Raw genomic sequence first — 21,200 nt, forward strand, 5'->3', positions numbered from 1 at the left:
CAAAGCTACTCGTCGGGCACCTCCCGGCCTGCCAGGGTGACGCGCATGCCGGTCCCGACGATCGAGGGCATATAGATGTCGCCCCGTTCAAATAGGCGATCGAGAGCTGCCTTGACCATTTTGTGGTCGGCTTTCGACACGCCCTTCTTCTTCACCAGAACGGCCATTGAGAGGTAGCCCGTCGGCGATGCCCGCAAAGCGTTCAGGATCGCATTCACAAGCTCTTCGAAAGCCGAGCCAGCCATATGCGTCTCAATGCCCTGCTCAATGTAGGTGACGCTCTTCCAGACGATGGCTCGCCCCCATTCGATGTCAGACATGGTGACCTGCGGCTCGGCCGGGCTCATCGATAGAGCCCGTAACGTCGCCAGCTTGAGCACCTGGAGGGCAAAGCGGCCCATGACCCCTTCCAGACGGCCGTGGTCGGTGATTTGGCTAACCTGCCAATCCTCAATGGCATCCCAATGCTCTCTCACGCTTTCGTCTGCCCATGGAACCGTCACCATGCTGGGGCGCATGTTAGCGGTACGCGAGCCCGCAGCCGCCAAATCCGACTGCGGCAGGGCCTTGGCGTAGTCCTTCACCATCTCAATTAGCGAGGCTGGCGCGGCAAGCGGTCCCGCCTCCTGCTTCTTGGGGCGCTCGCTGGCAGAGACGATAGTGAGACGGTTCAGGAAGCCGTCTGACAGGGATTCCTCGGTCAGGCCGGCGTAGAACGTCTCTGGCGTGGACATGCCCATGAAGCTAACTGTCGGCGCGAAGATCGGGTCCGCGCTACTGTCTTTGTCGGGGTCTGCGTATTCCCGGCCAGTCCACGATCCCGTTGATTTCGAATACAGCTCCAGCAGCACCTTGCGGATGGTTTTGGCCCAGGTGGCAGCGCCGCGGCCGTTAACCGATTCCAGGAGGGCGCCGAGTTCGTCCATGGGCATGATAAACGCCGGCCGACGGCGCACAATCTTTTCGATTGCCGCGCCGGAGGTGATATCGCCAGGTCCAATAAGCCAGGGCATTTTGCAGTCATAGGCGAGACACTGCAGCGCTGCGAGCGGATGTTCCTTACCGAAGCCGGTAGTTGCCAATCCGGCCAGATACATATTCAGACCGGCATGAGTCGGCCCGACAGCACGTCGGCTGAACAGGGCAGACACGAAGCCTATGGCGGCGAGCATGGCAAATTCAGGCGAGGGTCGGCGGTTAGTCAGCGATACCCAACGTGCGACGGCTTCCAGCAGCCCGCCAGCCTTGTGCGGGGCGAAGGGATTTACGCTGGGCGGCTGGGTGTGGTCAGGCACAGGCGGCGGATTGATCGCCCTCTCGGCGATCTTGAGGGCAGTCCGCGCTGTTGTCTCATTCGGCTCTGGATCGAGGAACGTGCCGACGGCCCAGTATTCGGGCCAAGGGTTGGGCGCGATCTGGCTAACGACTGGCTTGCCGTCGCCATCAATCGTGATCAGCGCCTCGGCACCACCGTGGTAGTCGTATACATGGGCGGCCCAGTGGTGAACCTCGGGGCCAGGGTAACGACCGTCATCAGGAACGCGGACAGCGATGTGAAGCCACTCGTCGTGAGGCTCCACGATCTTCGCGCCGTAGCCATATCCCTCGAATTTCGAGACGATGGCCCAGTATTTTTCTTCCAGCGCCTCTACTGCCGGATCGTGGTCGTCATGGACGGGTCGGTTGTCGGGAACGAAACCGAAGTCGTCTTCGGTTGGTTCAAGCTGCTGCGAGGTCATGCTGGGCAATGGCCTTGTTCGTGAGATCAATGATGCGTTTGCCGGTGTCGGCGGTGAAATACGCGGTCGTGTGGTGGCGCTTGCTCTGGGGAGCGCGAAGGCGAAGACCCTTGTCCGTTCTGGTGATGGCCAGGCCAAACAGGATGATGCCGCAGTCGAGTTGGAGATCGACAAGCCACTCGACGTTGGGGAGGTAGCCGGGATCCGGCCGGCGTACGTGGCGAACTTCCATGTGTTGTTTCCTAGTCGAGGGGAATGCCGTGCTCGCGAGCTGCGGCGAGGCCGAGTTCGGCGAGCGCATCGGACAGGGCGTCCGAGAATCTGGCCGAGCACCGGCCGGAGCCGCTTGACTGTGGGTAGGTGCGCCAGACACCGGCCGGGTTCAGCCGAAGCCTGATGTTCTGAAGTGTCAGATCCGGCGAGATTTCGACATCGAACCGGGCAATGTCGCCAGGCCGGGCGGGGTGGGGTGAGAATGAGGTGACGCGCAAGGTGTCTCCATGGACAAGCCGCCCCGAAAGAGGCGGTGGGATGAGGTGATGGTGGGAATGAGAACGCTCCCCGAACATGGTTCGGGACTTTTCCGGGATTCTGTGTCCCGGACTGTGCACTTCGTGTCTTTTATGTTCCGAGAAACTGAAATCGGGGCTTGCGCATCGGAGCGAAAAACCCTATTCAGCCCACGCTCAATGAGCGTCGGAGCGTAGCGCAGCCCGGTTAGCGCACTAGTCTGGGGGACTAGGGGTCGGAGGTTCGAATCCTCTCGCTCCGACCATTTTTCCTGAATATCTTGAATATGCCAGCCCTTCGCCTGGAGCGAAGGAGCGCAAGCGCGTAGGGTCCCCTGCCCTGCGGGCACAAAGGGCCGCCCCTTAGGTTCCCGATGCTGAAAGTCATCGCTCAGGATTTCATAAAGCCCGAACATGTGGATGCCGTGCTTCCCCTCTACAGGGAACTGGTCGCCAAGACGCGCCAGGAAGAACATTGCATCGCCTATGACCTTTTCATCGACCAGAAAGACCCTGGGCATTTCGTTTTCATCGAGGCATGGCCGGATCGCGCCTCCCTCGACGCCCATTGCAGTACCGAACATTTCAAGCGACTGGTTCCGCAGATCGATGCATATCAGCGCCAACCGGGCAGCTATATTCTAATGGACTCGTTCGAGGCCTGAGCAAGGCGCTCCCTCTCCGCATCGATTTCCGCCCTTCCTCGTCAGGAACAAAAAGAGAACAAAATACTGGACAAGCACCCCTTCGGGGCATAAGGTCCTGCCCTCAACCGAAGGTAATCGACATGCTCGACGGTTATTTCGACGGCACGCATAGGCTGGCCGCCCGGCCGGAGGAAGTCGCGGAGATCGCCCGTTTGGTCGAAAAGGCGGGCAGCGGCGGCGCAGCCCTACTGGCACTCTACCGTTATGCCAGGCAAGCCCAGACCTCGCTGATCAACCGGGACCGGCTGATCGAGGAATTGAAACGCCAATCCGATCGGCTAGAGGACGAAGACCTTCACGAAAGAGTGGATGGCGATGCCCAAGGCGTGTCGATCGACTGGATCGTCAGCCGCGAATTGAAGCGGACCGATGGCAATGCCGTCACGGCATTGCGCAGGGCCATTCGCCGCAATGTCCGGCTCGACGACGAACTCGACCGTCTGGCGAGCCTGCTGGAGGCGGCAGGCAATCCTCTCAGCCTCTCCGGCAAGCCATGAACGGGCGGCCCGCAGGCCTGGAGCCTTTCCTGTCCCAGGAGGCCGAAATAGTGCAGCGCGATGCCGACCAAGCAATCGCCACTTGCGGAGGCGATGCACGCGTCGCCGTTCAGGCCTTGGTCGCGATGGTCGATCATCTCAAGGCCGAACTCGCCGAGCGGGACGATGCGATCGCAGCGCTGACAGCCAGCGTATCACGCGGCTATGCGCGTGGTTTTGGCGACCGGCCTCCGCCTGGCGCGAGGGACAAGGTGCTTCGCAAGCCGGTTGAGTGAGGACCGGCCTTGCAAGTCTCCGCGCCCGGCCAGCGCAATCCCTTATCGTCAGCGAGATTGTCAGCCGCCATGCGTGAAAACGCACGGTGGCCTCGCCTCCGTGCGGCACTCCTGCCGCAGCAGCTATCAAAAGGATTGTGCTGCGCCTGTAGTGCAATCACCGGGTCGCGCGACACACAAAGCTCCCCGTCCGCCGGACGGCTCACGTCACGGTCGTCGCGTCACAGTGCGTAGGCGTTCAGCACCAGACGATGTCGCAGCCGATCTTCGGATCGAGGCTGTGCTTGCCCGGAGCAGCAATCTGTCTCGCTTGCTTCGCGGCCTTGGCCGGCGAACGCCAATCAATCACCGTATCGATAATCAAAATTGCGATCACCAGGACAACCAGAAAACCCGTGATCATTTCACTCAGATCCATGACGAACCTCCATCAGCCGGTGTCCGATCCGGCCATGAGGGACTCAGCCCTTGACTTGAACGCCTGAATTCTGCGCTTGTTCCTACTATCCTTCAAGTTTAAATCGCTGTCGGCTGCCGGAACTCAGCGCCATCTTGCAATGCACACATGTTGCTGCATTGCAACCAAAAGAAAAGCCGGCTGCTGCCGCGCCGGCTTTTCCTGAAAATCTGACGGTATACCGAAAGACTCTATGGGTCGCTTAGGCCGCGGCCTGGAGCTGGTCAGCGGCCAACTTGCCCGAGCGGCGATCCTGGACCAGCTCATAGCTGATCTTCTGGCCTTCGCGCAGCTCATACAGGCCGGCCCGTTCAACCGCGCTGATGTGGACGAACACGTCCTTGGAGCCATCATCGGGCTGAATGAAACCGTAGCCCTTCTGGGCGTTGAACCACTTCACGGTACCTGTGCTCATCGTGAGCTATTCCTTCAACGTAGTGAAAGCCAAAGCCCGCGATGACGCGGACCCAGCGAGTGTCGAATTTTGGTGAGAGCTTGTCAGCACGCATCCAGCGAGCGCCGCGACGCGAGGCCAAGTCGTTCGGCCGAAAATCGATGCCGTAGGCTGCCCGATTGGAAACCAGCGGTCAAGACAAACCTGCGACAAAATGGACGTTTTTGCGATCTGCTTCGCTTTTCTGAAACGCCAATAACAATATAGTGCCAATTCAGCCGAAATCTTCCGAGCAGAACATCGAAGCGGTAATTCCGCAGCACACACATGATCCTATTCTTATGGATTCACTACGCTTCAAATCACTTTCCTGCCACACAATCCTCTGACTTTTCGCTGGAAGAGCATTCGCTCCGCCCCAAAATCGCCGCTGAGACTACCCACGTCACACCCTTCCCCCGCCCAAGCGCGGCAAATGGCCTTAACCATGACGCGGTGCGGTTGGCGTCCTGATCCCGCTTACGTCTATAAGGACGGGACCGTAAAGGCAGGCGAAGGATCGAGGAAACGATGCAGGGGGCGGATCCGACGATCGCGATTTTGGTGCCCTGCTACAATGAGGCGGTCTCCATCCAGGCCGTCATCCAGCGGTTTCGCGCGCAGCTGCCGTCAGCCGTCATCTATGTCTATGACAACAATTCCAGCGACGATACCGCGCGCCTGGCACAGGAAGCCGGGGCCGTGGTGCGCCATGAAGCCCGCCAGGGCAAGGGGCACGTGATCCGCCGCATGTTCGCGGATATCGAGGCCGACATCTATATCATCGTCGACGGTGACAACACCTACGATCCCGCCAGCGCTCCGGCGCTGGTCGCGGCCCTGCGCGCCGGGCCCCTCGATCTCGTCAACGGGGTGCGCGTGGCCAATGGCGAAACAGCCTACCGCCCCGGACATCGTTTCGGCAACCGGATGCTCACCCGCCTGGTCACGCGATTCTTCGGCTCGTCCTCACGTGACATGCTGTCGGGCTACAAGGCGATGTCCCGGCGCTTCGTCAAGACGTTCCCCGCCCTCTCGACCGGTTTCGAGATCGAAACCGAACTGCTCGTGCATGCTCTCGAAATGTCGCTTCCTCTGGGCGAGATCGAGACGGTCTATGGGGAGCGGCCGGCGGGCTCGCAGAGCAAACTGCGCACCGTGCAGGACGGCATGCGCATTCTCAAGCTCATCGCCAAGCTGGTGAAGGAGGAAAGGCCGCTGCTCTTCTTCAGCCTGCTCGCCGGCGTGCTGGCTCTGTTGTCCCTTGTCGCCGCCACCCCGGTGGTGGTGGAATATCTCGAATACGGCTCCGTGCCGCGCCTGCCCACGGCCTTGCTCGCCACCGGCTTGATGCTGTCGGCCATCATCGCCTTCTTTTCCGGCATGATCCTCGATACGGTCACGCGTGGGCGAAGGGAGCTCAAGCGGCTGCATTATTTGCGCTATGCGCCCGTCCACTGAACCACCTCCCGGCAGGTCTCTGCGTTGGCGGCTATGCTGTTTTGCCCTGGCCGGTTTCGTCGGCTTCGCCTTCGATGCCGGCATCCTGACCATTCTGGTCAATCTCGGCCTCGATGCTCGTCTGGCGCGCCTGGCCTCGTTTGCCGGTGCCGTGGTGGTGACCTGGCTGATCAACCGCTCGCTGGCCTTCGGCGACCGCGCCGGCTCCGACATCGCGGCCGAGTTCCTGCGCTACCTGTCCGCGAGCGCGCTGGCCGCTTTGGTCAATCTCGGTACCTTCATGGCGCTGGTCACGCTCGGCGGGCCTTTTGCACGCTGGCCGGTGCTGGCGGTGGCAATTGCCGTCGCGCTGTCGATGACCCTGAATTTCTGGAGTTATTTCAAGGCGGTCTTCACGCCGAAGGCCCGCGGGCCGGACCAAGCGGCATGAAGCCGGCTCCCACGCCAGGCCATACGGCCTGACGCAATCATCGCTGTTTGCAAAGTCAATTGAAAACGAAGACTCACGGCAAGGAAGAGCCTGGGACCAGGCGCTTCCCACTCTGCCGTTGAACTCGTTATCGACCGAAGCCCGGAATACCCGCCGTCATGCCGCGTGCGAGCTGCGTGACGAAGTTGAGGTCGCCGCCGGCCGTCGGCGTCGTACGGGTGATCGAATCGAATACCACGCCGTCCTTCAGGCCGTAATTGGCGACGCGCGACACCCGGCCATTGGTGAAGTAGACGGCCAGCACGTTACGGTCGGTCACATGCGGAGACAGGAAGGCCACCGGGCGGGACGTGGTCTGAGACACATAGTACCAGGCCTGGCCGTCCAGCGTGGACTGGGTGGAGGGCGTGCCGAGTGCATCGAGCACCTGGGCCTGGGACGTGCCGGGCTTGATCGCCGACAAGGTACTCTCCGTCACCACGATGCCGTGCACATTGGTCTCGCCGATCGAACCGCAGCTCTGCAGCAGCCCGGCCAGGGAGATGACGACAGCGGCCGCCAGCGCGGGAGACCGGAAACGGGGGGGCAACACAACTATACTCACTTTGGCCTCCATCGGGCACACAGGCTCGTTCGCCACATCGTCGCGTGGGTTCTGGCGTAACCCGCTCGCGCACGAAATTCAACCTTGGCGCTCAGAGAGCATCCACTTATATGGAGCATCCGTTATAGAGTGCGGTCTTCGACCGGATCGTACCAGGGCACCGCCACGGTGCCGCCCCGCGGAACACCGGTCGAATACCCCTGCTGGTGAAGGAGCTCATGTTCGGCCTGTTTCGCAATAGAGCGCGCGACGCGCAGATTGCCCGCCTCTACGACCAGATCGTGGCCCAGGGCCGCGATCCCGCCCTGTTCGTCGAGGGTCGCGTCCCCGACACGGTGGAAGGGCGTATGGACATGATGCTGCTGCATCTGTTCCTGCTCATGCATCGGCTCAACGATGAGCAGGGCGAGATCCGCGAGATTGCCCAGGGCGTTTGCGACCGCTTCTTCGCCGAGCTCGACCGAGCCATGCGGGAAATGGGCGTCGGCGACCTCGCCGTCCCCAAGAAGATGCGCAAGATCGCCGACATCTATACGGGATGCTCCTCGTCCTATGGCAATGCCCTGCATAGGCCGGATGACGAGGAACTCACCCAGGTCCTCCTGCGCAACGTCTATGCCCGCGACGAAGAGAGGTTGCCTCAGGCGCGGGCCCTCGCAGGCTATGTCCGGCGCGCTTCCAGGGCCCTTGCCGACGCTTCCCTGGCGAGCCTTGCCAGCGGCTCCCTACCCTTCCCCACTCCAGCCCTAGGTGAGAGCGCATGACCAATCCAACGCCCCACTTCTCGCGTCCGGTCCATCTGCGCGAGATTCCGGCCACGGGCCGCCATTTCATGATCGAGACGAACGAAGACGAGCGCAGGGCCGTCGCCCGCCAGCTTGGCCTTCCGGATGTCGCGGCCCTGACGGCCAAGCTCCACGTCACGCCCTTCCGCAAGGATGGGCTGGCGGTCGAGGGAACCGTTCTTGCCCAGATAACCCAGATCTGCGTCGTCACGGCAGAACCGTTCGAGAGCAAGGTCGAGGCTCCCGTCGACATCCGCTTCTCGCCGGATGGGCAGGATCCCAATGCCGAATTCGATCTGGCCGAATTGAACGATCCGGAAGCCGAAGATCCGCCAGACCTGCTGGTCGGCGACACCATCGATCTCGGCGCCGTCGTCAGCGAATTCCTCGCTCTGGCGCTCGATCCCTATCCCCGCAAGCCGGGCGCCACCTTCGAGGGCGACGGAGACGAGGCGGGCCTTTCCCCCTTCGCCGCGCTCAACAGGCTGAAGGACAAGGATTCCTGAAGGCAAGGCTAATTCTGCCGAGAACCGGCAAAAGCCTCCGCGAATGCCTTCGATCGAACACGATTGTGTGAGATCGCACGTCCCTGAGCTGCGATTCATTGATCCGTTACGGGCCTGGACCTATCCACGTCCCAAAGCGTTTTGTGGTTTGAACGAAGGACATCAAATCGCAAGGACGCGCCGAACCAAAGAGTGAGAGCAAGGCGCGTTTCGCCAAAACGCGATTGGCTCCTGGGATTTCTGCCTTTTGGAGAAGTATATGTCGTTGAAGCGTCTGATGGCCGGGGTTGCACTCGGCATTGGCTTGCTCGCATCCGGCCAGCCTGCCCTCGCTGCCGAGCCACTGGACAAGCCCGCGGTCGAGGCAATCGTCAAGAATTACCTGATGGAGCATCCCGAGGTCATCGTCGACGCCATCAACGCCATGCAGGCCAAGCAGGAAGCGGCGACGGCCGAGCGCCAGAAGAAGCTGCTCTCCGACAGCATGGACACTATCCTCAACGGGTCGCAGAACGCCGTGCTCGGCAATCCCGAAGGCGATGTCACCCTGGTCGAGTTCTTCGACTACAATTGCGGCTACTGCAAGCGCGGACTGGCCGACATGGTCAAGCTGCTCGATACCGACAAGAAGCTCAAGGTGGTGTTGCGCGACTACCCGATCCTGAGCGAAGGCTCCAAGGAAGCAGCCATTGTTGCCCTTGCCGTCAAGAAGCAGTTGCAGGGCGACAAGTTCCTGGAGTTCCACCAAGTCCTGCTCGGCACGCGCGGCGCCGTGGGCAAGGACCGCGCCCTGCAGGTCGCCCAGGATTCCGGCGTCGACATGACCAAGCTCCAGGCCGACATGAAAGATCCGGCTCTGCTCAAGGGACTGACCAGCACGATGCAGCTGGGCGAGGCATTGGGCATCAACGGCACGCCCTCTTACGTGCTCGGCAGCGAGATCACCCCCGGTGCCGTCGGCTACGATGCCCTGAAGTCCAAGATCGATTCGCTGCGCAAATGCGGCCAAACCGCCTGCGGTTGAGCCGGACAGGCCCTTCTCCAACAAAGCCGGCGGTTTTTCGCCGTCGGCTTTGCCTTCCTGGATCGGGCGCCCTATAAGGGGCGTTCGCAGCAAAAGGCCCGTTGCAGCAAGCTTCGGGCTTTCAATTTATGGTCCTGATGGCAAGCATGGCGCTCGTCTACATTCTGAATGGCCCCAATCTCAACATGCTGGGGGTGCGTGAAACGTCCGTCTACGGCACGCTCGACCTCAACGGCATCGAGAAACTGGCCCGGGCGCGCGCCGAGCAATTGGGTCTTACCATCGAATTCCGGCAGACCAACCATGAGGGCGTACTGCTCGACTGGGTGCACGAGGCCTATCACAAGGGTGCGGTCGGATTGATCATCAATCCCGGCGCCCTCACCCATACCTCGATCGCTCTCCACGATGCGATCAAGGCCGTTAGCCTGCCGGTAATCGAATTGCATCTATCCAACGTGTTCGCGCGCGAAAGTTTCCGGCACCATTCCTGGGTCTCGCCGGCAGCCAAGGGCGTGATCTGCGGATTTGGCCCCAAGGGCTATGAACTTGCCCTCGAAGCATTGGCTTCGAGCGTATCGGCTCAATGAATGACGGGGCCTCGGCCCCGCGGAAACGCAAGGCATGACGATGTCGCGAACCAAATCGGGGATTGACCCCGAGATTATCCGGGAACTCGCCAATCTCCTGACGGAGACGGATCTCACCGAAATCGAGGTGCAGCAGGCCGACCTGCGCATCCGGGTGGCGCGGCAGATCAATGTGACGGCAACCGTGCCGGTCAGCGCGCCGGCCGTCGCCGTCGCTGCTCCGGCTGCTGTTGCGGCCGCTGCAGCCGCTCCGGCCGCTGCCGATCCGGCCAATCATCCCGGCGTCTTGAAATCGCCGATGGTGGGCACCGCCTATCTCGGCGCCGCACCGGGCGCCAAGGCCTTCGTCGAGATCGGCAGCAAGGTCAATCAGGGCGACCGCGTGCTGATCGTCGAGGCGATGAAGACCTTCAACGACATCATCGCGCCGCGTTCGGGAACGGTGAGCGCGCTGTTCATCGAGGACAAGCAACCGGTCGAATATGGCCAGCCGCTGATGATCATCGAGTGACGTGAATGTTTGACAAGATCCTGATCGCGAACCGCGGTGAGATCGCCCTGCGCGTGCTGCGCGCCTGCAAGGAGCTCGGCATCAAGACGGTGGCTGTCCATTCCACCGCCGATGCCGATGCCATGCACGTCAAGCTGGCGGACGAAAGCGTATGCATCGGCCCGCCGCCGGCTCGCGAAAGCTATCTCAACATTCCCGCTCTGATCGCGGCTTGCGAGATCACCGGCGCCGAGGCCGTGCATCCAGGCTATGGCTTCCTGTCGGAAAACGCCCGCTTCGCCGACATCCTCGATCAGCACAACATCGCCTTCATCGGCCCCAAGGCGGAGCATATCCGCATGATGGGCGACAAGATCGAGGCCAAGCGCACTGCCAAGCGCCTCGGCATTCCCTGCGTGCCCGGCTCGGATGGCGGCGTCACCAATGACACCGATGCTGCCCGCATCGCCGAGGAGATCGGCTATCCGGTGCTGGTCAAGGCCGCTGCCGGCGGCGGTGGCCGCGGCATGAAGGTGGCTCTGACGGCGGAAGACCTGCCCGATGCTCTCGCCACCGCCCGCGCGGAAGCGCTGGCTGCCTTTGGCGACGATGCGGTCTATCTGGAGAAATATCTGCAGAAGCCTCGCCATATCGAATTGCAGGTGCTCGGCGACGGCCAGGGCCACGCCATCCATCTGGGCGAACGCGATTGCTCTCTGCAGCGTCGCCACCAGAAGGTGTGGGAGGAGGGCCCCTCGCCGGCCCTCAACGCTGCCCAGCGCAACAAGATCGGTGATATCGTCGCCAAGGCGATGATCGAGCTCGGCTATGTCGGCGCCGGCACCATCGAGTTCCTCTATGAAAATGGCGAGTTCTATTTCATCGAGATGAACACGCGCATCCAGGTGGAACATCCGGTCACCGAGATGATCACCGGCATCGATCTGGTCAACGAGCAGATCAAGATCGCGGCCGGCTCGCCGCTGTCGATCAAGCAGTCGGACGTGCAGATCGAAGGCCATGCCATCGAATGCCGCATCAATGCCGAGAATGCCGCGACCTTCCGGCCTTCGCCCGGCACGATCAGCTATTTTCATCCGCCGGGTGGCCTTGGCGTTCGCGTCGATTCGGCCGTCTACCAGGGCTATAAGATCCCGCCCTATTACGATTCGCTGATCGGCAAGCTGATCGTGCACGGCCGCACGCGCACCGAATGCCTGATGCGCCTGCGCCGGGCCATCGACGAATTCGTGGTCGATGGCGTGGAGACCACCCTGCCGCTATTCCGCACTCTGGTGCGCAACGCGGATATCCAGAACGGTCTCTACGACATTCACTGGCTCGAGAAATTCCTCGAAGCCGGCGGCATGAGCGACAGCGCCTAGGCGGCTCTGCCATGTCGGGCGCCGAGCTCAATCTGGAGATCACGCCGCAGGTCCTGCTCAAGGCCTATGCCTGCGGCATCTTCCCGATGGCCGAAAGCGCCGACGATCCCGGCCTCTACTGGGTCGAGCCGGAATTTCGCGGCATCATCCCGCTCGACGGGCTGGTGATCTCCCATCGTCTCGCCCGTACCATCCGCTCCGATCGTTTCGATATCGTGGTCGATCATGATTTCGAGGCGGTGATCGAGGGCTGCGCCCGATCCGGACCGGGACGCCGCACCACCTGGATCAACTCGTCGATCCGTCGGCTCTATGGCGAGTTGTTCCGATTGGGCCATTGCCACACCGTCGAGGCCTATCGCAATGGCCGGCTGGTCGGCGGCCTCTACGGCGTCGATCTCGGCGGCGCCTTCTTCGGCGAAAGCATGTTCCATCTGGAGAGCGACGCATCCAAGGTGGCCCTGGCCCATCTGGTGGCACGGCTGCGCCATGGCGGCTACCAGTTGCTCGACACCCAATTCGTCACCGATCATCTGATGAGTCTGGGCGCCATCGAGTTGCCGCGCACGCTCTATCATCGTTTGCTGGACGACGCCCTGGCCGAAGACGGCGATTTTCTTGCGTGGCCCAAGCGCGAAGCCCGGTCGGGCGCGGACATCCTGGCCGCCCTTGCCGACTGAGCTAGCCGGTCAGGAAGAGCTTGTCGGAAGCTGGCAACATAGGCGACGGCGCCAGTTCTGCCTCCCTCCCCCTCGACAAAGCGGTGCAGAGGCAGCGAAAGACCGTCCGCTTAATCCTGCGGCGCGTTGGGATCCACCGGCTGGTCGAAGAAATCGGTGTTGCCGTCACCGGTCTCGGGCGGCGGAGCGACATCCGGCTCGGGCGCCGCGGCCTGTCCCTTCTTGCCCTTGGCGGGTTTGGTGCCCGGCTGCGCCGTGACGACGGGCGGAGGCGGCGGATCGCTGGTCTTGCCGCCCTTGCAGTCCTTGAGCCAGACGTCATAGACAGGATGTTCGACGCCATTGAGGCCCGGGCTGGACGCGAACATCCAGCCATTGAACAGGCGCTCGACCTTCTTGCTGAGGGTCAGTTCGTCGATCTCGACGAAACTCGTGGTTTGCGGATCTTCGCTAGCCGAGCGGCTGTAGCACACGCGCGGTGTCACGCTGAGCGCGCCGAACTTCACCGTCTGTCCAACCGGCGCCTCGAAGGTGCTGATTTCACCCGAGATCTTGTCGAGGCCGGTGAACACCGCGGTGGGATTGGCGATGCGTTCGGCCCGGGCGGCGGTGCTGCCCAGGATCAAGCCGAAACAAGCCGCGCTTGCCATGGCAAGGCAGCGCGAGCGGCCGGTCGGAGGAAGGAAGGCAAGCGGACGCAAAAGCAAATGGATCCGTATCTGGACGAGTCGAGAAGCGATAGCGCCCCATCGGGGCAAAAAGACGGCCACTGACATGGCCGCGCCCCGGCCATGCGGTGCGTCAGTCTCCCGGCGACCAGGCCTGGTAATCGCCGGTCGCCGACTGGCGATGGCCATGGGAGAGCATCGAGCCCTTCGGATGATAAGCGTTCACCGTACCGGTCTGGTTCGGGCGATGCGGCTTTTGCCATTCGCGCGGCTTGTATTCGGTCTCGCTCGGCGGGGTGTCGATCTGATGGTGCATCCAGCCCCACCAGCCCGGCGGAATCGCCGTGGCCTCGGCGTAGCCATTGTACTGCACCCAGCGACGCTGCACGCCGATGGTCGGATCCACGGCGCCGCCCTTGGTGCGGTAATAGACATTGCCGAACTCGTCCTCGCCCACGCGCTCGCCCTTCCGCGAGGTCCAGAAGCGGGTTCCGATCGTGGAGCCGTTCCACCACGTGAAGATCTGCAGGAGCGTTTTCATCGAGGGCTGCCGTTTCGTATTCCGTTGCAAGTCTTATGGCCAAGCGCGACGGGGATGTCCACCATTGCGCATAGCCTCATCGGTGATTTCTAACGCAAAGCACCTGCCGACGGCCCTAGAGCCGCGCAATCGCCTGCGCGATCAGGTCGAAATAGCCCTCGGCATCGATGCCCCCCAGGACGAAGGCATTCTTCGGACGATCGGTGACACCCCACCAGTCGATCACCGTCATGCCCTGGGTGAGCTGAGATTCAGTCTCGATCTCGACATTGCAGGAACGGCCGGTGAAGAGTTCGGGCTTGAGCAACCAGGCGATCACGCAAGGATCATGCAGCGGTCCGCCTTCCGAGCCATATTTCTGCACGTCGAAGCGCTCGAAGAAATCGAGCCAACCCACCGCGGCATCGGAAACTTTGGTACCGATCTTCCGGATCCTGTCGACGCGCGGGCGCGTGGTGAGCGCCTTGTGAGTCACATCGAGCGGCGCCATGGTGATCGGAACCCCGGAGGCGAAAACCGCTTTGGCGGCATGGGGATCGACAAAAATGTTGAACTCGGCTGCCGGCGTCATGTTGCCGCCCTCGAAGCAACCGCCCCCCATCAGCACGATTTCCTTGATGCGCGGGGCAATGCGCGGTTCGCGCAGGAGCGCCAGCGCGATATTGGTGAGAGGACCGAGCGGGCACATCGTGATGGTGCCGGAGGGGCGCGTCATCAGGGTTTCGACGATGAAGTCGACACCATGGCGCGGGCTGATCGGCACGGTGGGCTCGGGCAGGTCCGCGCCATCGAGGCCCGTCTTGCCATGCACATGTTCCGCGGTGACGAGCGGACGCAGCAGCGGCCGGTCCGCGCCGGCGCACACCGTGATGTCCGATCGCCCCGCCAGTTCGCAGACCACGCGCGCGTTTCGGCTCGTCAGGGCCAGCGGCACATTGCCCGCCACCGTGGTGATGCCCAGCACCTCGAGCTCAGGACTTCCCAGCGCCAGCAGCAGCGCCAGGGCGTCATCCTGGCCGGGATCGGTGTCGATGATGATGGAGCGGGACATGGCTGACTCGGGAGCATTGAAGAAGGCGGGACCATGGACCGGCGGCAGCCGGCACGCAAGGCGCCGCAGCCGCACGCTCGTCGCCGGTTTCAGGCCGGTGGCGCCTGGCCGGCGGCATCGAGCTTCTCCTCCAGCCGCTTAACCAGCTGCATCAGCTCCGCGACCTGGGTCTCGCGCAGGAAGTCGATCTTCTCGTGCAGCAGTTCGATCTCCAGTTCCGCCTTGGTATTGACGTCATAGTCATGCGTGGCAGCGGCGCGATCGATGGCAGCCTGCCGGTTCTGGCTCATCATGATGAAGGGAGCGGCATAGGCTGCCTGGAACGACAGCGCCAGATTGAGCAGGATGAAGGGATAGGGATCCCAGTGCTGCATGAAGGCGACGACATTGAGCACCACCCAGGCCGCGAGCACGGCCGATTGCACGATGATGAAGGGCCAGCTTCCCATGGTTGCGGCGACGGCATCGGCGATGCGGGCTCCGGCGGGCAAGGCGGCCGGATCCGGCCGCCGATGGGCACGTCGCTCCTGGCGCAATCGATGCAGGAGCGTGCGTTCCTCGTCATGGAGTTGATGGGCTTTGGCGATGAGGCTCATCTTCCCGTTCTTTCCGACTCTGCTTGCGGGAATGGAATGCTACAAGCTTCTGTGCGTGGACGCAGGATCTTGTCGGGCATGATTCCATGCCATGGCACGAGAACGTCGCGATTCGGGACTGTCGAGCAGGAGGCTATGCCATGGCGGGCGAACCCCACCGCATCGTGGTCGTCGGGGCGGGCTTCGGAGGGCTGGAGGCCATCCACCATCTCAAAGGCGCGCCCGTCGAGATCACCCTGGTGGACCGGCGCAACCACCATATCTTCCAGCCCCTGCTCTATCAGGTCGCCACCGCCTCGCTATCCACCTCCGAGATCGCCTGGCCGATTCGCCATCTCATGCGCGGGCGGCCGGAGGTGACCACGCTGCTCGGCGAAGTCACCGGCATCGACGCATTGGCGCGCCAGGTGCTCCTGAAGGACGGGGCGCGGCTTGCCTACGACACGCTCATCCTGGCGACGGGCGCCCGCCATGCCTATTTTGGCCATGACGAATGGGAGCCTCACGCCCCCGGCCTGAAGGCGATCGAGGACGCCACCACCATTCGCCGACGCATCCTTCTTGCCTTCGAGAAGGCGGAACGCGAAACGGACCCCGAGGTGCAGGACGCCTTGCTCACCTTCGTGATCGTCGGCGCCGGACCGACCGGCGTGGAGCTTGCCGGCACCATCGCCGAGCTGGCGCGTGACACGCTGGCTCCGGATTTTCGCCGCATCGACACCCATAAGGCACGGGTCGTGCTGGTGGAGGCGGGCCCTCGCGTGCTCGCGGGCTATCCCGACGATCTGTCCGACTACACGAAACAATCGCTCGAAAGCCTTGGTGTCGAGGTAGTTCTCGGCGCCGCAGTCACCGAATGCACGGCCGACGGCGTCGTCTATGGCGGCAAGCTGCTGCCAGCGCGCACCATCGTCTGGGCCGCGGGCGTGCGCGCTTCCCCGGCCGCCGAATGGCTCGGCGTCCCGGTGGACCGCAACGGCCGAATCATCGTCGAGCCGAACCTGACCGTGCCCGGTCATCCCGAGATCTTCGCCATCGGCGACACCGTCAGCCTTGCCGGGCCCAACGGCAAGCCGGTCCCCGGCATCGCCCCGGCTGCCAAGCAGGCTGGTGTCTATGTCGCCCGTGTGATTCGAGCGCGCCTGGCGGATGCCCCCGCCCCGCCCCCTTTCCACTACAAGCATCAGGGCAGCCTGGCGCAGATCGGCAAGAAGCGCGCAGTGATCGATTTCGGCTGGATCAAGCTGCGTGGCGCGCTCGCCTGGTGGATCTGGGGCATCGCCCACATCTATTTCCTGATCAGCGTGCGCTCCCGCCTCAGCGTCGCCCTGAGCTGGCTGTGGATCCACACCCGCAACCAGCGTAGCGCCCGCCTGATCACGCAGGGTGGCGACGAGGACGATTCGCACGCTCAAAAGGTGTGAGGGAATCACGGCGCCCTCGATTCGCCCCTTCCGGCTCCTCACGCTTGCCCTTACGGCAAGCCTTCAGCGACCTCTCCACAAGGGCTTGTGTGCCATTTTGGGTCATCCACCGGGGATGGTAAATGAAACATGACCGGAACATGGCAATTCAAAGACAGGTTGAAGGCGGCAATTTTGCCAGGGATTCCGGAACCTTGAGGGCTCCCGCTCAAGCTTGTCCCCGATTTCCACAGCCTCTACTATATGTAGATAGCCACTCATTTTGCCGGCACTAAATCTTGACGCCCCTGCCCGCGAGTCATACCTATTGAGTCATAGTCGGAAACGTCGGCGGCGGGGGTGACCTCGCGGAATTGCGGGGCACGAGCCCCGGCATTCGAACGTTGGCAGGGCCATGTACTCACCGACAAGTAAACAGGATGTCAGACAGTTTTCGAACCGAGCCGTAACGATGGCACGGCGCGGATTTTTGCGTCTAATTTTCGGGGCAGAACGCAATGCGGATTGAACGGCTTTACACCAAGAAGGGGCAGTCCCCCTACGCGTCCATCGCGTTCCGGACGGCGACGAGCGAGATCCGGAACCCGGATGGCTCGATCGTCTTCCGGCTGGAAGGCATCGCCGTGCCGGAGGCCTGGAGCCAGGTCGCCGCCGACATTCTGGCGCAGAAATATTTCCGCAAGGCGGGCGTGCCCGCCCGAACCAAGCGCGTGGAAGAAAACGCCGTGCCGTCCTGGCTCTGGCGCACCGTCCCCGACAAGAAGGCTCTGGCCGCCCTCCCCGAGGCCGAGCGCACTGTTGGCGAGACGGATTCGCGCCAGGTCTTCGATCGCCTCGCCGGCACCTGGACCTATTGGGGCTGGAAGGGTGGCTATTTCGATAGCGAGGACGATGCCCAGGCCTTCTTCGACGAGCACCGCTACATGCTCGCCATGCAGATGGTCGCGCCCAACTCGCCGCAATGGTTCAACACCGGCCTGCATTGGGCCTATGGCATCGACGGCCCCGGCCAGGGCCATTTCTATGTCGACTACAAGACCGGCAAGCTGACCTCCTCGACCTCGGCCTACGAGCATCCCCAGCCGCATGCCTGCTTCATCCAGTCGGTTGCCGACGACCTCGTCAACGAGGGCGGCATCATGGATTTGTGGGTGCGCGAGGCGCGCCTGTTCAAATATGGTTCGGGCACCGGCTCCAACTTCTCGGCCCTGCGCAGCGAGGGCGAGAGGCTGTCGGGCGGCGGCCGCTCTTCCGGCCTGATGTCCTTCCTGAAGATCGGCGATCGCGCCGCCGGCGCCATCAAGTCGGGCGGCACCACCCGCCGTGCGGCCAAGATGGTGGTGGTCGATGCCGACCATCCCGACATCGAGACCTATATCGACTGGAAGGTGCGCGAAGAACAGAAGGTCGCCGCGCTCGTCACCGGTTCCAAGATCGTGCAGAAGCACCTCAAGGCGGTGATGCGCGCCTGCGTGCAGTGCGAAGGCCCGGGCGAAGATTGCTTCGACCCCGAGCGCAACCCGGCCCTCAAGCGTGAGATCAAGGCTGCCCGCCGCGCCTTGGTGTCCGACAACTACATCAAGCGCGTCATCCAGTTCGCCAAGCAGGGCTACAAGGACATCGCCTTCGACACCTATGACACCGATTGGGATTCGGAGGCCTATCTCACCGTCTCCGGCCAGAATTCCAACAATTCGGTGCGCGTGGACGATGACTTCCTCAATGCTGTCGAGAAGGATGGCGACTGGGAGCTGAAGGCCCGCATCACCGGCAAGACGGTGAAGACGCTGAAGGCGCGCGACCTGTGGGAGAAGATCGGCCACGCCGCCTGGGCTTCCGCCGATCCCGGCATCCAGTTCCACACCACCATCAATGACTGGCACACCTGCTCGGTCTCGGGGCCGATCCGCGCCTCCAATCCGTGCTCGGAATACATGTTCCTCGACGACACGGCCTGCAACCTGGCTTCGCTGAACCTCCTGCAGTTCCGCAACGCCGACGGCACTTTCAACCTGGCGTCCTACGAACATGCCGTCCGCCTGTGGACGATCGTGCTCGAAATCTCGGTGATGATGGCGCAGTTCCCGTCCAAGGCGATCGCGGAACTGTCCTATCGCTACCGCACGCTCGGCCTGGGCTATGCCAATATCGGCGGCCTCCTGATGACCTCCGGCATCCCCTATGATTCCGATGCCGGTCGCGCACTCGGCGGTGCCTTCTCGGCGATCATGACCGGCGTTGCCTATGCGACCTCGGCCGAGATGGCCAAGGAACTCGGCTCCTTCCCCGGTTTCGAGCCGAACCGCGAAGCCATGCTGCGCGTCATCCGCAACCATCGCCGCGCCGCTCACGGCGAGAGTGGCGGCTATGAGGCGCTGTCCACCGCGCCGGTCGCCCTCGACCACGCCTCCCTTGCCGCGCTCGGTGACAATGGCAAGGCCATCGTCGAACACGCCAAGGCCGCCTGGGACAACGCGCTCGCCCTTGGCGAGGCCCATGGCTACCGCAACGCCCAGGCAACCGTGATCGCGCCGACCGGCACGATCGGCCTGGTGATGGATTGCGACACCACCGGCATCGAGCCCGATTTCGCTCTGGTGAAGTTCAAGAAGCTGGCCGGCGGCGGCTACTTCAAGATCATCAACCGCGCCGTGCCTGCGGCCTTGCGTACCCTCGGCTATTCGGAAGCGGACATCGCCGAGATCGAGGCCTATGCCGTCGGCCATGCCTCGCTGCGCCAGGCACCGGCGATCAACCACACCTCGCTGGCCGCCAAGGGCTTCACCGAGGAGAAGCTTGCCGTGGTCGAGAAGGCCCTCGCTTCGGCCTTCGACATCAAGTTCGTCTTCAACAAGTGGACGCTGGGCGAGGACTTCATCACCGGCAAGCTCGGCGTGCCGGCCGAGAAGCTCAACGAGCCGTCCTTCGACCTCCTCGTCCATCTCGGCTTCGCCAAGGCGGATATCGAGAAGGCCAACATCCATGTCTGCGGCGCCATGACCCTCGAAGGCGCACCGCATCTTAGGGACGAGCACCTGCCGGTGTTCGATTGCGCCAATCCCTGCGGTCGCCTCGGCAAACGCTTCCTCTCGGTCGAAAGCCACATCCGCATGATGGCGGCGGCGCAGCCCTTCATCTCGGGTGCGATCTCCAAGACCATCAACATGCCCAACGACGCCACGGTCGAGGACTGCAAGGCCTCCTACATGCTGTCCTGGCGCCTGGCGCTGAAGGCCAACGCCCTCTATCGCGACGGCTCCAAGCTCTCCCAGCCACTGAACTCGCAGCTTCTGGCCGACGAGGACGAGGCCGATGCGGTGGAGGAACATCTCGAGCGTCCGGTGCCCGCCCGCGCGGCCCAGGTGGCCGAGAAGATCGTCGAGCGCATCATCGAGCGGGTGGAAGTGGCGCGCGAGCGCGAAAAGATGCCCGATCGTCGCAAGGGCTACACCCAGAAGGCGGTGGTGGGCGGCCACAAGATCTATCTGCGTACCGGCGAATATGACGATGGTCGCCTCGGCGAGATCTTCATCGACATGCACAAGGAAGGGGCCTCCTTCCGCGCGATGATGAACAATTTCGCCATCGCCATCTCGCTCGGCCTGCAATATGGCGTGCCGCTGGAGGAATATGTCGAGGCCTTCACCTTCACGCGCTTCGAGCCCTCGGGCTTCGTGCAGGGCAACGACTCGATCAAGAACGCCACCTCCATCCTGGACTATGTGTTCCGCGAGCTCGCCATTTCCTATGTCGGCCGCTACGACCTCGCCCATGTCGTGCCGGACGAGGATGGCCATGCCACGCTCGGCCGCGGTGACGGCGAGAGCAAGGCCCCGGCCCAGCCGGTGACCGTGCCGGTCTCGCGCGGCCTGGTCCGCTCCAAGACCGAGCGCTTCGTGGTGATGCCCGGCGGTGCCACGGCGGCTTCGAACACGCTCGCCCCGGTCTCCAGCGATGCCCGCGGCGCCATCACGGCGTTGTCGAGCGCCGTCAACACCGGTCGCGGTGTCGTGGCGGGACCGGGAGCCCAGACCATCGGCGCCACGGCGCTGAAGGAAGAGCCCGCGCTCGACGCCCTCGCCTGGGAAGCACCGGCCGCCCCCGCGGTCAAGCCGGCCTCCGAGCGGCGCAAGGAAGCCAAGCTGCGCGGTTATGAAGGCGAAGCCTGCCCCGAATGCGCCAACTTCACGCTGGTCCGTAACGGCACCTGCCTGAAATGCGACACCTGCGGCGGCACCACCGGCTGCAGCTGAGGATGGATGGAGAGTGTGCCACGGTGCGATGGATGTCCTTGAACATCCATCGCCGCTGACGAAGATGGCGTAATTTCAAAGCCTTGAGCAATTCG

23 protein-coding genes, 1 tRNA gene and 1 pseudogene are annotated in these 21,200 nt (G+C 62.9%); 15 read left to right on the plus strand and 10 right to left on the minus strand.

Going from position 1 to position 21,200, the window contains the following annotated elements:
• Nucleotides 1–5: 5 nt before the first annotated feature.
• The 3 genes from ACIGJE_RS19515 to ACIGJE_RS19525 are packed head-to-tail and all read right to left on the minus strand — an operon-like array spanning nt 6 to nt 2,230.
• On the minus strand, nt 6–1,739 hold the full coding sequence (locus ACIGJE_RS19515) for a hypothetical protein (RefSeq protein WP_483678500.1): 1,734 nt from the start codon (nt 1,737–1,739) through the stop codon (nt 6–8).
• Nucleotides 1,720–1,971: a hypothetical protein gene (locus ACIGJE_RS19520; protein WP_483678502.1), complete on the minus strand. Its 252-nt coding sequence runs from the start codon at nt 1,969–1,971 to the stop codon at nt 1,720–1,722. Before ACIGJE_RS19520 ends, ACIGJE_RS19515 begins: the two co-directional genes overlap by 20 nt.
• A gap of 10 nt (nt 1,972–1,981) precedes the next feature.
• On the minus strand, nt 1,982–2,230 hold the full coding sequence (locus ACIGJE_RS19525; RefSeq protein WP_483678504.1) for a hypothetical protein: 249 nt from the start codon (nt 2,228–2,230) through the stop codon (nt 1,982–1,984).
• A gap of 206 nt (nt 2,231–2,436) precedes the next feature.
• Here ACIGJE_RS19525 and ACIGJE_RS19530 point away from each other — a divergent pair.
• The 4 genes from ACIGJE_RS19530 to ACIGJE_RS19545 all read left to right on the plus strand — a co-directional run bounded on the left by ACIGJE_RS19530 (nt 2,437) and on the right by ACIGJE_RS19545 (nt 3,727).
• A tRNA-Pro gene (locus ACIGJE_RS19530) sits at nt 2,437–2,514 on the plus strand.
• Between the two features lie 108 nt (nt 2,515–2,622).
• Nucleotides 2,623–2,913, plus strand: coding sequence for a putative quinol monooxygenase (locus ACIGJE_RS19535; protein ID WP_415084059.1), 291 nt, complete (start codon nt 2,623–2,625; stop codon nt 2,911–2,913).
• A gap of 122 nt (nt 2,914–3,035) precedes the next feature.
• Nucleotides 3,036–3,452, plus strand: coding sequence for a hypothetical protein (locus ACIGJE_RS19540; protein WP_415084061.1), 417 nt, complete (start codon nt 3,036–3,038; stop codon nt 3,450–3,452).
• Complete coding sequence (locus ACIGJE_RS19545) at nt 3,449–3,727, plus strand: hypothetical protein (protein ID WP_415084063.1); 279 nt, start codon at nt 3,449–3,451, stop codon at nt 3,725–3,727. The genes ACIGJE_RS19540 and ACIGJE_RS19545 overlap by 4 nt, the downstream gene beginning before the upstream one ends.
• Before the next feature lie 238 nt (nt 3,728–3,965).
• On the opposite strand, the gene ACIGJE_RS19550 is transcribed toward ACIGJE_RS19545, so the two are convergent.
• Together ACIGJE_RS19550 and ACIGJE_RS19555 are read right to left on the minus strand one after the other, a co-directional pair.
• Entirely contained in the window at nt 3,966–4,145 is a 180-nt protein-coding gene (locus ACIGJE_RS19550) for a hypothetical protein (RefSeq protein WP_311935068.1), read from the minus strand.
• Between the two features lie 241 nt (nt 4,146–4,386).
• Nucleotides 4,387–4,599, minus strand: a complete 213-nt coding sequence (locus tag ACIGJE_RS19555; RefSeq protein WP_068296022.1) for a cold-shock protein — start codon at nt 4,597–4,599, stop codon at nt 4,387–4,389.
• Between the two features lie 549 nt (nt 4,600–5,148).
• Between ACIGJE_RS19555 and ACIGJE_RS19560 the strand changes: the two genes are divergently transcribed.
• Nucleotides 5,149–6,078, plus strand: coding sequence for a glycosyltransferase family 2 protein (locus ACIGJE_RS19560; protein WP_483678507.1), 930 nt, complete (start codon nt 5,149–5,151; stop codon nt 6,076–6,078).
• Nucleotides 6,062–6,508 (plus strand): GtrA family protein, encoded by a 447-nt coding sequence (locus ACIGJE_RS19565; RefSeq protein WP_415084067.1) that lies wholly within the window; start codon nt 6,062–6,064, stop codon nt 6,506–6,508. Before ACIGJE_RS19560 ends, ACIGJE_RS19565 begins: the two co-directional genes overlap by 17 nt.
• A 127-nt stretch (nt 6,509–6,635) precedes the next feature.
• On the opposite strand, the gene ACIGJE_RS19570 is transcribed toward ACIGJE_RS19565, so the two are convergent.
• Nucleotides 6,636–7,112 (minus strand): outer membrane protein assembly factor BamE, encoded by a 477-nt coding sequence (locus ACIGJE_RS19570; RefSeq protein ID WP_311935076.1) that lies wholly within the window; start codon nt 7,110–7,112, stop codon nt 6,636–6,638.
• A gap of 218 nt (nt 7,113–7,330) precedes the next feature.
• Between ACIGJE_RS19570 and ACIGJE_RS19575 the strand changes: the two genes are divergently transcribed.
• The 7 genes from ACIGJE_RS19575 to aat all read left to right on the plus strand — a co-directional run bounded on the left by ACIGJE_RS19575 (nt 7,331) and on the right by aat (nt 12,572).
• Nucleotides 7,331–7,876 (plus strand): ubiquinol-cytochrome C chaperone family protein, encoded by a 546-nt coding sequence (locus tag ACIGJE_RS19575; protein WP_311935077.1) that lies wholly within the window; start codon nt 7,331–7,333, stop codon nt 7,874–7,876.
• Nucleotides 7,873–8,403 carry a YceD family protein gene (locus ACIGJE_RS19580; protein WP_483678509.1) on the plus strand — a complete coding sequence of 177 codons (531 nt, stop codon included), beginning with the start codon at nt 7,873–7,875 and terminating at the stop codon, nt 8,401–8,403. The genes ACIGJE_RS19575 and ACIGJE_RS19580 overlap by 4 nt, the downstream gene beginning before the upstream one ends.
• 259 nt (nt 8,404–8,662) lie before the next feature.
• The gene (locus tag ACIGJE_RS19585) at nt 8,663–9,427 is read left to right on the plus strand and encodes a DsbA family protein (RefSeq protein WP_367623063.1); all 765 of its coding nucleotides are present in this window, start codon (nt 8,663–8,665) and stop codon (nt 9,425–9,427) included.
• A gap of 146 nt (nt 9,428–9,573) precedes the next feature.
• Nucleotides 9,574–10,017, plus strand: coding sequence for a type II 3-dehydroquinate dehydratase (gene aroQ / locus ACIGJE_RS19590; RefSeq protein ID WP_068296342.1), 444 nt, complete (start codon nt 9,574–9,576; stop codon nt 10,015–10,017).
• Nucleotides 10,018–10,057: 40 nt separating this feature from the next.
• Nucleotides 10,058–10,528 (plus strand): acetyl-CoA carboxylase biotin carboxyl carrier protein, encoded by a 471-nt coding sequence (gene accB / locus ACIGJE_RS19595; RefSeq protein ID WP_311935533.1) that lies wholly within the window; start codon nt 10,058–10,060, stop codon nt 10,526–10,528.
• Between the two features lie 5 nt (nt 10,529–10,533).
• Nucleotides 10,534–11,892 carry an acetyl-CoA carboxylase biotin carboxylase subunit gene (accC, locus tag ACIGJE_RS19600; RefSeq protein WP_311935085.1) on the plus strand — a complete coding sequence of 453 codons (1,359 nt, stop codon included), beginning with the start codon at nt 10,534–10,536 and terminating at the stop codon, nt 11,890–11,892.
• Nucleotides 11,893–11,903: 11 nt separating this feature from the next.
• Nucleotides 11,904–12,572, plus strand: coding sequence for a leucyl/phenylalanyl-tRNA--protein transferase (aat, locus tag ACIGJE_RS19605; RefSeq protein WP_311935087.1), 669 nt, complete (start codon nt 11,904–11,906; stop codon nt 12,570–12,572).
• 266 nt (nt 12,573–12,838) lie between these two features.
• Here aat and ACIGJE_RS19610 read toward each other — a convergent pair.
• The 4 genes and pseudogenes from ACIGJE_RS19610 to ACIGJE_RS19625 all read right to left on the minus strand — a co-directional run.
• Nucleotides 12,839–13,291 (minus strand): annotated as a pseudogene (locus tag ACIGJE_RS19610) (DUF2155 domain-containing protein); the annotation flags it as partial.
• An 82-nt stretch (nt 13,292–13,373) separates the two neighbouring features.
• Nucleotides 13,374–13,781: an NADH:ubiquinone oxidoreductase subunit NDUFA12 gene (locus ACIGJE_RS19615; protein ID WP_068296007.1), complete on the minus strand. Its 408-nt coding sequence runs from the start codon at nt 13,779–13,781 to the stop codon at nt 13,374–13,376.
• 115 nt (nt 13,782–13,896) lie between these two features.
• The gene (locus tag ACIGJE_RS19620) at nt 13,897–14,832 is read right to left on the minus strand and encodes a nucleoside hydrolase (RefSeq protein WP_483678513.1); all 936 of its coding nucleotides are present in this window, start codon (nt 14,830–14,832) and stop codon (nt 13,897–13,899) included.
• 89 nt (nt 14,833–14,921) lie between these two features.
• The gene (locus tag ACIGJE_RS19625) at nt 14,922–15,428 is read right to left on the minus strand and encodes a DUF1003 domain-containing protein (RefSeq protein WP_311935094.1); all 507 of its coding nucleotides are present in this window, start codon (nt 15,426–15,428) and stop codon (nt 14,922–14,924) included.
• Nucleotides 15,429–15,568: 140 nt separating this feature from the next.
• On the opposite strand from ACIGJE_RS19625, the gene ACIGJE_RS19630 reads away from it, so the two are divergent.
• Nucleotides 15,569–16,852, plus strand: a complete 1,284-nt coding sequence (locus ACIGJE_RS19630) for an NAD(P)/FAD-dependent oxidoreductase (protein ID WP_483678515.1) — start codon at nt 15,569–15,571, stop codon at nt 16,850–16,852.
• 497 nt (nt 16,853–17,349) lie between these two features.
• Nucleotides 17,350–21,105 carry a vitamin B12-dependent ribonucleotide reductase gene (locus tag ACIGJE_RS19635; RefSeq protein ID WP_483678517.1) on the plus strand — a complete coding sequence of 1,252 codons (3,756 nt, stop codon included), beginning with the start codon at nt 17,350–17,352 and terminating at the stop codon, nt 21,103–21,105.
• Nucleotides 21,106–21,200: the final 95 nt, after the last annotated feature.

Source organism: Labrys sp. E2SS-1L, assembly GCF_057073705.1.

What these genes read in the sequence shown, in the direction of transcription:
- ACIGJE_RS19625 (WP_311935094.1), bottom strand. Translation starts at nt 15,428, where the DNA reads ATGAGCCTCATCGCCAAAGCCCATCAACTCCATGACGAGGAACGCACG.
- ACIGJE_RS19585 (WP_367623063.1), top strand. Translation starts at nt 8,663, where the DNA reads ATGTCGTTGAAGCGTCTGATGGCCGGGGTTGCACTCGGCATTGGCTTG.
- ACIGJE_RS19515 (WP_483678500.1), bottom strand. Translation starts at nt 1,739, where the DNA reads ATGACCTCGCAGCAGCTTGAACCAACCGAAGACGACTTCGGTTTCGTT.
- ACIGJE_RS19575 (WP_311935077.1), top strand. Translation starts at nt 7,331, where the DNA reads ATGTTCGGCCTGTTTCGCAATAGAGCGCGCGACGCGCAGATTGCCCGC.
- ACIGJE_RS19620 (WP_483678513.1), bottom strand. Translation starts at nt 14,832, where the DNA reads ATGTCCCGCTCCATCATCATCGACACCGATCCCGGCCAGGATGACGCC.
- ACIGJE_RS19545 (WP_415084063.1), top strand. Translation starts at nt 3,449, where the DNA reads ATGAACGGGCGGCCCGCAGGCCTGGAGCCTTTCCTGTCCCAGGAGGCC.
- accB (WP_311935533.1), top strand. Translation starts at nt 10,058, where the DNA reads ATGTCGCGAACCAAATCGGGGATTGACCCCGAGATTATCCGGGAACTC.
- ACIGJE_RS19630 (WP_483678515.1), top strand. Translation starts at nt 15,569, where the DNA reads ATGGCGGGCGAACCCCACCGCATCGTGGTCGTCGGGGCGGGCTTCGGA.
- ACIGJE_RS19580 (WP_483678509.1), top strand. Translation starts at nt 7,873, where the DNA reads ATGACCAATCCAACGCCCCACTTCTCGCGTCCGGTCCATCTGCGCGAG.
- ACIGJE_RS19550 (WP_311935068.1), bottom strand. Translation starts at nt 4,145, where the DNA reads ATGGATCTGAGTGAAATGATCACGGGTTTTCTGGTTGTCCTGGTGATC.
- ACIGJE_RS19565 (WP_415084067.1), top strand. Translation starts at nt 6,062, where the DNA reads ATGCGCCCGTCCACTGAACCACCTCCCGGCAGGTCTCTGCGTTGGCGG.
- accC (WP_311935085.1), top strand. Translation starts at nt 10,534, where the DNA reads ATGTTTGACAAGATCCTGATCGCGAACCGCGGTGAGATCGCCCTGCGC.
- ACIGJE_RS19615 (WP_068296007.1), bottom strand. Translation starts at nt 13,781, where the DNA reads ATGAAAACGCTCCTGCAGATCTTCACGTGGTGGAACGGCTCCACGATC.
- ACIGJE_RS19540 (WP_415084061.1), top strand. Translation starts at nt 3,036, where the DNA reads ATGCTCGACGGTTATTTCGACGGCACGCATAGGCTGGCCGCCCGGCCG.
- ACIGJE_RS19555 (WP_068296022.1), bottom strand. Translation starts at nt 4,599, where the DNA reads ATGAGCACAGGTACCGTGAAGTGGTTCAACGCCCAGAAGGGCTACGGT.
- ACIGJE_RS19535 (WP_415084059.1), top strand. Translation starts at nt 2,623, where the DNA reads ATGCTGAAAGTCATCGCTCAGGATTTCATAAAGCCCGAACATGTGGAT.
- ACIGJE_RS19520 (WP_483678502.1), bottom strand. Translation starts at nt 1,971, where the DNA reads ATGGAAGTTCGCCACGTACGCCGGCCGGATCCCGGCTACCTCCCCAAC.
- ACIGJE_RS19635 (WP_483678517.1), top strand. Translation starts at nt 17,350, where the DNA reads ATGCGGATTGAACGGCTTTACACCAAGAAGGGGCAGTCCCCCTACGCG.
- ACIGJE_RS19560 (WP_483678507.1), top strand. Translation starts at nt 5,149, where the DNA reads ATGCAGGGGGCGGATCCGACGATCGCGATTTTGGTGCCCTGCTACAAT.
- aat (WP_311935087.1), top strand. Translation starts at nt 11,904, where the DNA reads ATGTCGGGCGCCGAGCTCAATCTGGAGATCACGCCGCAGGTCCTGCTC.
- aroQ (WP_068296342.1), top strand. Translation starts at nt 9,574, where the DNA reads ATGGCGCTCGTCTACATTCTGAATGGCCCCAATCTCAACATGCTGGGG.